Raw genomic sequence first — 6,487 nt, 5'->3', positions numbered from 1 at the left:
GGATGAAATGCGAGAACCAAGAGACAAGGAAAAACCGGAAAAAACACTTGAGCGCTTCAACAAGGAAGCACTTGATTTCATGATTGAGAACCAGAGCAAGATTGCCGTCGCGATAGTTTACGCACTGTCTCACCTGAACCAGCCGCTCATTGCCGGATACCAGCGCTATTTTAACAATAACGTAATCCTGAAGTACGATTCAAAGGCCGTATTCGCCCACAATGCCGACCTTCCGGATTTTCTGTGCGCGTATTTCATTTTAGTAAGAAAACCGGAAAAAGCCGACAAGAAGGAAATCATTGAAGACTCCAAAGTATACGTCAACAATTTCCTGGAGTTTAACATGGAGATACTTTCCGGCATAGCCTGCTTCATCTTTGACATAGAAAACGGGGAGATAATCGAAAGAACCGACCGAGGGAAAAAGGAAAGCATGGAGTCCGTCGAGTTTCTCAATATCTGAATTTTCCAGTACTGATTCTACGAACCCTCACTTAAAAACCGAGGATATTATTGATTCTTGCGCACTCTTTCATCGCTAACCATCAGTATCCTTATTATATTTTGATTCCTACCTCCATGGGAACGTCTGTATTTTTCAAGATTCTCTGACTCTCTTTTTTTTGCCCCATCCTCACGAAGCAACGCGGGAAGCGATTATAAATGCGCTATGCCATCGCGACTACATCATTGCTGGCAGTTCTGTAGATCTGGCGATCTATGATGACCGTATGGAAGTGGGCTCCCCAGGTCCGCTGCATTTCGGACTGACTCCTGAGAAACTGTTCGAACCACACCACTCCCGACCGTGGAACCCTCTGATCTCCAATACGTTCTACCGTAGCGGAATTATTGAGAAGTGGGGAACCGGAACTATCAAGATGGCGGAGACAATGGAGTCCGCGCGTCTTCCGCGCCCCGAGATTGAGGATAATGGAAGAGATGTGACGGTGCGTTTCCGGCACGGTCAACATGTAGTTTCACGACATCAGCTTAGTAATCCGGCCGAACGTCGGGAAGTAATTCTCGCCATGCTGGACCGTGCGCCCGACGGCTTGACCCTGCGCCGTATTAATATACAAATGCTCCCATACGCCACTGAACGTCAAGTCAGAAGAGGCTTGGAGGTATTGAGAGACCAGGGCGCCTGGTAGTTTGTACGAGTACAGGTCCAAATGCCCGCTGGAAGCGCGTACAAAGTCAATAATTGCCGTTATTTCTTTTTGCTGTTTCTCCAGGAATTCCCACTAGTTTTGTATTTTACTGATATTTTTAGATTTTTTGAAGCTTCTGATGTTGCATTTTCGTAAGCTTTCACCCTGTTTTCAAGGGCAAAATGTACGAAGGTAAAACCTGTATCCCCTTTATTCTAAAGGGTTTTTCAACATGGTCAAAAAATCTCAACATTATTGGCAGTTAGTGGGAATTGCTGCTGTTTCTCAACATGGGGTAAAATAGGGGTCCATTGCCTGTCTGTAATTCCCGACCTAAACATGCTTAAGCGAATTGACAAGCGCCCCAAGCGGTTTGTCGGAACCGGAGAACCGGTCCTTGAAAGTCCCACCGTTTTCAAGCTTGAGCACACCCCTGGGGCACACGGCCGAGCACACCCCGCACCCGACGCACGACGCCCTCACTATGGTTTCGCCCTTCTGAGCGTAAGCCCTGACATCTATGCCCATCTCGCAGTAAGTTGAACAGTTTCCGCACGACATGCACTGGTCGCCGTTTGTGGTAATCCTGAACCTTGAAAGATACCTCTGGAAAATCCCGAGCACGGCCGCCATGGGACAACCGAACCGGCACCACACCCTGCTTCCCATTATGGGGTAGAAACCCACGCCTATGACCCCGGAGAAAATGGCCCCTATGTAAAATCCATACCATTTCTTAAGGGACATCGAGGCTTCTCCGAACACCGACCCCGAGGTCGCGGAGTTGATCCAGAGAAGAACCGTCGTAACGACGATAAACACCAGCACGGAATGCACTACCCAGCGTTCTATCCGCCACGCCTTTTTCGATTTGTCGGAAAGCTGCCTCCACGGATCTCCCATGGTTTCTGCAAGCCCTCCGCAGCCGCACACCCAAGAGCAGTACCACCTCTTGCCGAAGTAGTAGGTAAGCAGCGGAGTGGCGATGAAGGTCATCACGGCTCCCCAGAAAACAAGGAACATTCCAAGTCCCCCGGGATGATTCACGAAATAGCTGAACGTACCCGGAAACAGGTACTCCGGCTTAAGCGGCCAGAAATAGCTAAGGTAGAACTCGGGCTGGTTAAACAGCATCAGTATGTTGGGGATAAGGAAAGCGAACCCAAGCTGAAAAAACATCACCGAAGCCGTTCTTATTTTCTGGTAGCGGTTATTCCTGTACTTCATGAACATCCTTGCTCCGAAGATGAAAACGGCCAGGGTGTAGAGAAAACCGTAGAAAAACCAGTTGTTGGCCGGAGAACCTGAAAGGGCCAGAGAAAGCGGGTTTACGATCTTTATTCCCCCCGCCAGGTATTCGGGAAACCAGTAAAGAGATATGTAGAAACCGGTGAACACAATGCCGACAAGCCAGCCGAGAATCCCTTTGTTGGTTAGCCCCCTGAAGTAGATGTTATCATGCTTGATTCCCGGAACAGTGCCCTTGAAGTTAAGGTAAAAGTAAAACGCCGTACCGAAGAAAACAGGAAGGAGTACCAGAAGAAATCCGGCCCATGTTCCGCCCGGAGGCATGCCCATGGACTGAAGAGCAAACATCAGTATTCCGAAGCCCAAAACGGCAAGAGAAAGCTTTTCTCCAGTTCCAAGCGGCTTGTCCGGGGCCTTCTCCGGTTCCTCAAAACCAAGGGCTTCTTCCTTAAAATCGTAATCTATAATGTTTTGTTCCATCAGGCAGCCTGTTTTCTTATCTCCTTTATTATTTCCGCTTCGCATTTTTCATAGAATTCCGGATCGAAATTGGCATCCCCCAGATGATCGAGCACATAGTCAAGGGATCTCTTCTCCGCCACCCAGCTCTCGCAAACCCTGTGGCTGTAGCGAAGGCCCATGACGTTTATGCCGCAGACGGCTCCGTCTTTCGTAACGATTCTTATTGAACGGCCGTGATCGGGATGCTCCCAGTAAAAATTGTCCTCCCCTTCAACCGGAACGTTTCTCACTGTACCGTAAGTCTGGTACTCAAGATCGAAAAACTTGGCCGAGTTATACCATATCCCCGGGTCATACACGCTGTGTCGGCCGGCTATTACCTCTCCCGCCACTTTTCCCTGGTTCTTGCCCGTGTACCAGACCTGCTGAATAAGATTCCTTCCCTCCCCCTCGGTGATTATCTCGGCGCAGTCCCCGGCGGCAAAAACATCCGGGGTATCGGTCCTGAAGCTCCAGTCAACCAGGATCCCCCTCCCTGTCTTTATCCCGCTTGCCTTGGCGAGGGCTACGTTGGGACTTACCCCCGCAGTGAGACCGACGATCTGGCATTCTATAAATTCCTCTTTGTTGGTCACAACTCCCCGCACTCTTCCCGAATCGTTTCCTTCTATCTCCTTAAGCTCCGTTAAGAGCCTGAGATCGATCCCCTGCTCCAGAATCACGCGGTTTATCATCTGTGATTCCTCAATCGGAAGAACGTTAGTCCAATAGGACTTTTCTCTCACCAGGAATGTGACGTGGATATTGCGAGAATGGAGCATCTCGGCAAGTTCGATCCCGATCAGGCCTCCTCCGACGATAACGGCGCTTCGGGCTTCCCTTACGTTCTCGTAAAGAAGCCTGAGATCCATAAGACTGTAGAGGCCCTGTACTCCTCCGAGATCCTGGCCGGGCCACCCGAACTTGTTTGACTTGGATCCCGTGGCGACAAGCAGCTTATCGAACGAAACGGGATCTTTTTCGTGCATGATGAGCTTTTTTCCGGCAGTATCGATTTCGGTAACCCAGCCCCTTACCAAGTCAATCCGGTTTTTCCTCCAGAGACTGTCCTCGTAGGGCTTGGTGTCCTTGTAGCTCATGTGGCCCATGAATACGTACATGAGCGCCGGGCGGGAATAGTGAAAGGAGGACTCCCCCGAGATCATGACGATCTCCCAGTCGGGCTGGAGCCTGCGTATGCTCAGGGCAGCTGCAACTCCGGTCACCCCATTTCCGATAATCGCTACGCGCATGCTGGTTTTCTCCCCTACCCCAAACCGAGTTAAACTCTACGCACAGGGCAGATGCTACTTCTCGAACCGCTCTCTCTGGTCCGGATTGTTCTCGAGAAAAGCCTGGAGATGCCTGTCCGAATAAGACCCTTTCGGATAATACTGGTCGTAGAAATCCACATCTATGTGCATCGCCTGAAAAACTAATCTCATGTACATGGGATCAATAAACGCGGGAAATCTGCCGTAAGTGTCATAAATGTAGTTCGCGACATCCCTTACAATCTGCATGGTGGTCTCCGTCGGTCTTGGGGCCTTCATGAGATGCCTGTCGGGTTCCGTATAAGGGAAAGGCTTGTCGGATTCCCAAGCTTTCCATTTGTGGGCCAAGAAGTGATCAATCGCATCATCCATGTTCTCGTAGTAAGGCGGACAGTAGGCTTCAAAAACCCCGTCCTTTCCCACGGGAACGGTAGTGGGAGGATCGATCGTACCCTTTTTCGGCTGGATGAACCGGAATCCGAGCCCTTTGAACAGGTTCGGGGCGGCTCCCATGGCAAATCTCGGTATGAAGCCCGTAAACGCCCATCCGGCAAGTCCCAGAGGCTGGAGGGCAAGGGCCATGTTCTGCGTAATAAACGCCTGCTCAACGTTAAGTCCCGTTAGGATTCTTACTTCAAGGTCAAACAGAGAAAGCTTTATCTCACCCTTGAGCCTGCCACTCTCCACCCACTTCTCAACGCCCGCGGGCTTCCCGGTAAGATCGTCGATAATCGTGAATCCGTAGCTGTGAGCACAGTAAAGGGTAAGAAGATTCAGATATTCCTCAGTTACGTCCGTGACCGGAACAAAAAGCGTGGAGCCGGGCTTGTTTGCATTCCACTGGTTAAACTCGAAAAGCCCCGGCATCTTATCGGGCATGTCCGCCCTTCCGTCCTCAAGTTTGTTAAGGCTTTCCCTGTAAAGTTCCAGGACTCTCGCGATTTTCTCCTCGCGGGAGAGCTTGAAAAACAGATCGATCTCATGCTCCTTGGGAAGCATGTTCTTCACGTCCACGTGGTAGAGGCCGTTGTCGTTTGTGAAAAAAAGCTCAGTCCCGTGGTTGTTGCACGCAGAAGGCCAAGTTCTTCCCGTCCACTGGCAGAGAAGGTCTATCCCGTTCTCCGGCGGCAGGTCGGCCAGGCAAAGCCCGGTGAGCCCCGTTCCGGCCCACACCAGAAGTGCTTCCTCCACCTCGGTAAGGGGCACGGGATCATATTTCGACTTGAACTCAAGGGTGCTGTCCTTAAGCTCCATTCCAAGGCCGAATCTCCTTGAGCGCCTGTTGAATATGGAATCGAAAAGCGGGTATTTAAGCGCTTCCTCAATTCTCTCGTTCAGAACCGTTTTGTCGAGTTTGCCGTTTTTCATTGTTTGAATCTCCTTGAGTCTGGTTGAGTGATAAAGTGAAGTATACCAAAAATCAGGCGGTTTTTCCCCTCTCGAAACCCCTTGCCCATGATTTGAGGGTTTCAAGGGCGAGGCGGCTGCACTTCGGGCGGGTTACCATGATATCCTTGCCGAGAAGTTCCCTGAGGTAGTCGGAGTCGAGCTCTCCGATCTGCTCCACGGTCTTTCCCTTTATAAATTCAGTAAGAAGGGAAGCCGCAGCCTGGCTTATCGTGCAGCCTTCCCCGTCAAAACTTATATCTTCTATGACTCCCCCATCGGCTGTACGGATATAGATATTCAGAGTGTCTCCGCAATTCGGGTTGCCTCCCCTAAGAGTCACCGTGGGGCTCTCAAGCGGACCGAAGTTTCTCGGATTTTCGTAGTGATCCATGATCATTTTCATTCTTTCTTCTTCAATCATGTGACCGCACCGTGCCTTTTTACCTCGCTTTTTATCCTCGCATAAACCGCGCTGAGACCCCTTACTCTTCTTATCCCGAGTTTCTGGGCCACTCCGAGCTGGGAGATAAAGTCCACCGGCGCGGATTCGATCTCCTCAGGGCTCAGGCCGTCAAAGGCACTCACGAGAATCGACACAAGTCCCCTCACGGTCGGAAACGGTTCCGGGACGTCAGCGAATATGCGTGCCTTGCCGTCTTCTATCTCGACCCAGATAAAAACCGGGGTTTCACACTCGTGCACCTGGTGGAGGTCTCTGTCCACTCGCTCGGCGAACCTCCTTGGAATCTCGGGAAGGTCTTCCGAATAATCTATCAGGAGCTCTATCATTTCCTGACGGTCCGCCCCTTGAAATTCCCTGACTATTTCATCTATGCTGGCCATTTCCCCGCAATCTCAAAAAAAAAAGGATGCGGACCCGTAAGACCACATCCTTTCTCATTCACGCCAAAAACCCCTCAC

At 50.7% G+C, this 6,487-nt stretch carries 7 protein-coding genes; 2 read left to right on the top strand and 5 right to left on the bottom strand.

Annotated features, from left to right (window positions below; all coding sequences use genetic code 11):
• Together OXG10_02875 and OXG10_02870 are read left to right on the top strand one after the other, a co-directional pair.
• Positions 1 to 463: hypothetical protein (locus OXG10_02875; GenBank protein MCY3826314.1), on the top strand; the 463-nt coding region annotated here is incomplete at its 5' end.
• Between the two features lie 160 nt (positions 464 to 623).
• Entirely contained in the window at positions 624 to 1,154 is a 531-nt protein-coding gene (locus OXG10_02870; protein MCY3826313.1) for a hypothetical protein, read from the top strand.
• A gap of 333 nt (positions 1,155 to 1,487) precedes the next feature.
• Here the strand turns inward: OXG10_02870 and OXG10_02865 are convergent, their stop codons facing one another.
• Genes OXG10_02865 through OXG10_02845 form a run of 5 tightly spaced genes read right to left on the bottom strand, consistent with a single transcriptional unit; the run spans position 1,488 to position 6,409 of the window.
• The gene (locus OXG10_02865; GenBank protein MCY3826312.1) at positions 1,488 to 2,882 is read right to left on the bottom strand and encodes a 4Fe-4S binding protein; all 1,395 of its coding nucleotides are present in this window, start codon (positions 2,880 to 2,882) and stop codon (positions 1,488 to 1,490) included.
• A complete protein-coding gene (locus OXG10_02860; GenBank protein MCY3826311.1) occupies positions 2,882 to 4,156 on the bottom strand; it encodes an FAD/NAD(P)-binding oxidoreductase in 1,275 nt (424 codons plus the stop codon). The genes OXG10_02865 and OXG10_02860 overlap by 1 nt, the downstream gene beginning before the upstream one ends.
• Before the next feature lie 54 nt (positions 4,157 to 4,210).
• Positions 4,211 to 5,545 carry a hypothetical protein gene (locus OXG10_02855; protein MCY3826310.1) on the bottom strand — a complete coding sequence of 445 codons (1,335 nt, stop codon included), beginning with the start codon at positions 5,543 to 5,545 and terminating at the stop codon, positions 4,211 to 4,213.
• Positions 5,546 to 5,597: 52 nt separating this feature from the next.
• Positions 5,598 to 5,987, bottom strand: coding sequence for an iron-sulfur cluster assembly scaffold protein (locus tag OXG10_02850; protein ID MCY3826309.1), 390 nt, complete (start codon positions 5,985 to 5,987; stop codon positions 5,598 to 5,600).
• The gene (locus OXG10_02845; protein ID MCY3826308.1) at positions 5,984 to 6,409 is read right to left on the bottom strand and encodes a SufE family protein; all 426 of its coding nucleotides are present in this window, start codon (positions 6,407 to 6,409) and stop codon (positions 5,984 to 5,986) included. Before OXG10_02845 ends, OXG10_02850 begins: the two co-directional genes overlap by 4 nt.
• Between the last annotated feature and the right edge of the window lie 78 nt (positions 6,410 to 6,487).

Source organism: Candidatus Dadabacteria bacterium, assembly GCA_026706695.1.
Classification (GTDB): Bacteria; Desulfobacterota_D; UBA1144; order Nemesobacterales; family Nemesobacteraceae; genus Nemesobacter.
Note: the sequence above shows the minus strand (reverse complement) of the source record. Positions and strands in the feature narration are given on the sequence as shown.

Coding starts and splice junctions, on each gene's coding strand:
- OXG10_02865 (MCY3826312.1), bottom strand. CDS start 2,882: ATGGAACAAAACATTATAGATTACGATTTTAAGGAAGAAGCCCTTGGT.
- OXG10_02860 (MCY3826311.1), bottom strand. CDS start 4,156: ATGCGCGTAGCGATTATCGGAAATGGGGTGACCGGAGTTGCAGCTGCC.
- OXG10_02855 (MCY3826310.1), bottom strand. CDS start 5,545: ATGAAAAACGGCAAACTCGACAAAACGGTTCTGAACGAGAGAATTGAG.
- OXG10_02850 (MCY3826309.1), bottom strand. CDS start 5,987: ATGATTGAAGAAGAAAGAATGAAAATGATCATGGATCACTACGAAAAT.
- OXG10_02845 (MCY3826308.1), bottom strand. CDS start 6,409: ATGGCCAGCATAGATGAAATAGTCAGGGAATTTCAAGGGGCGGACCGT.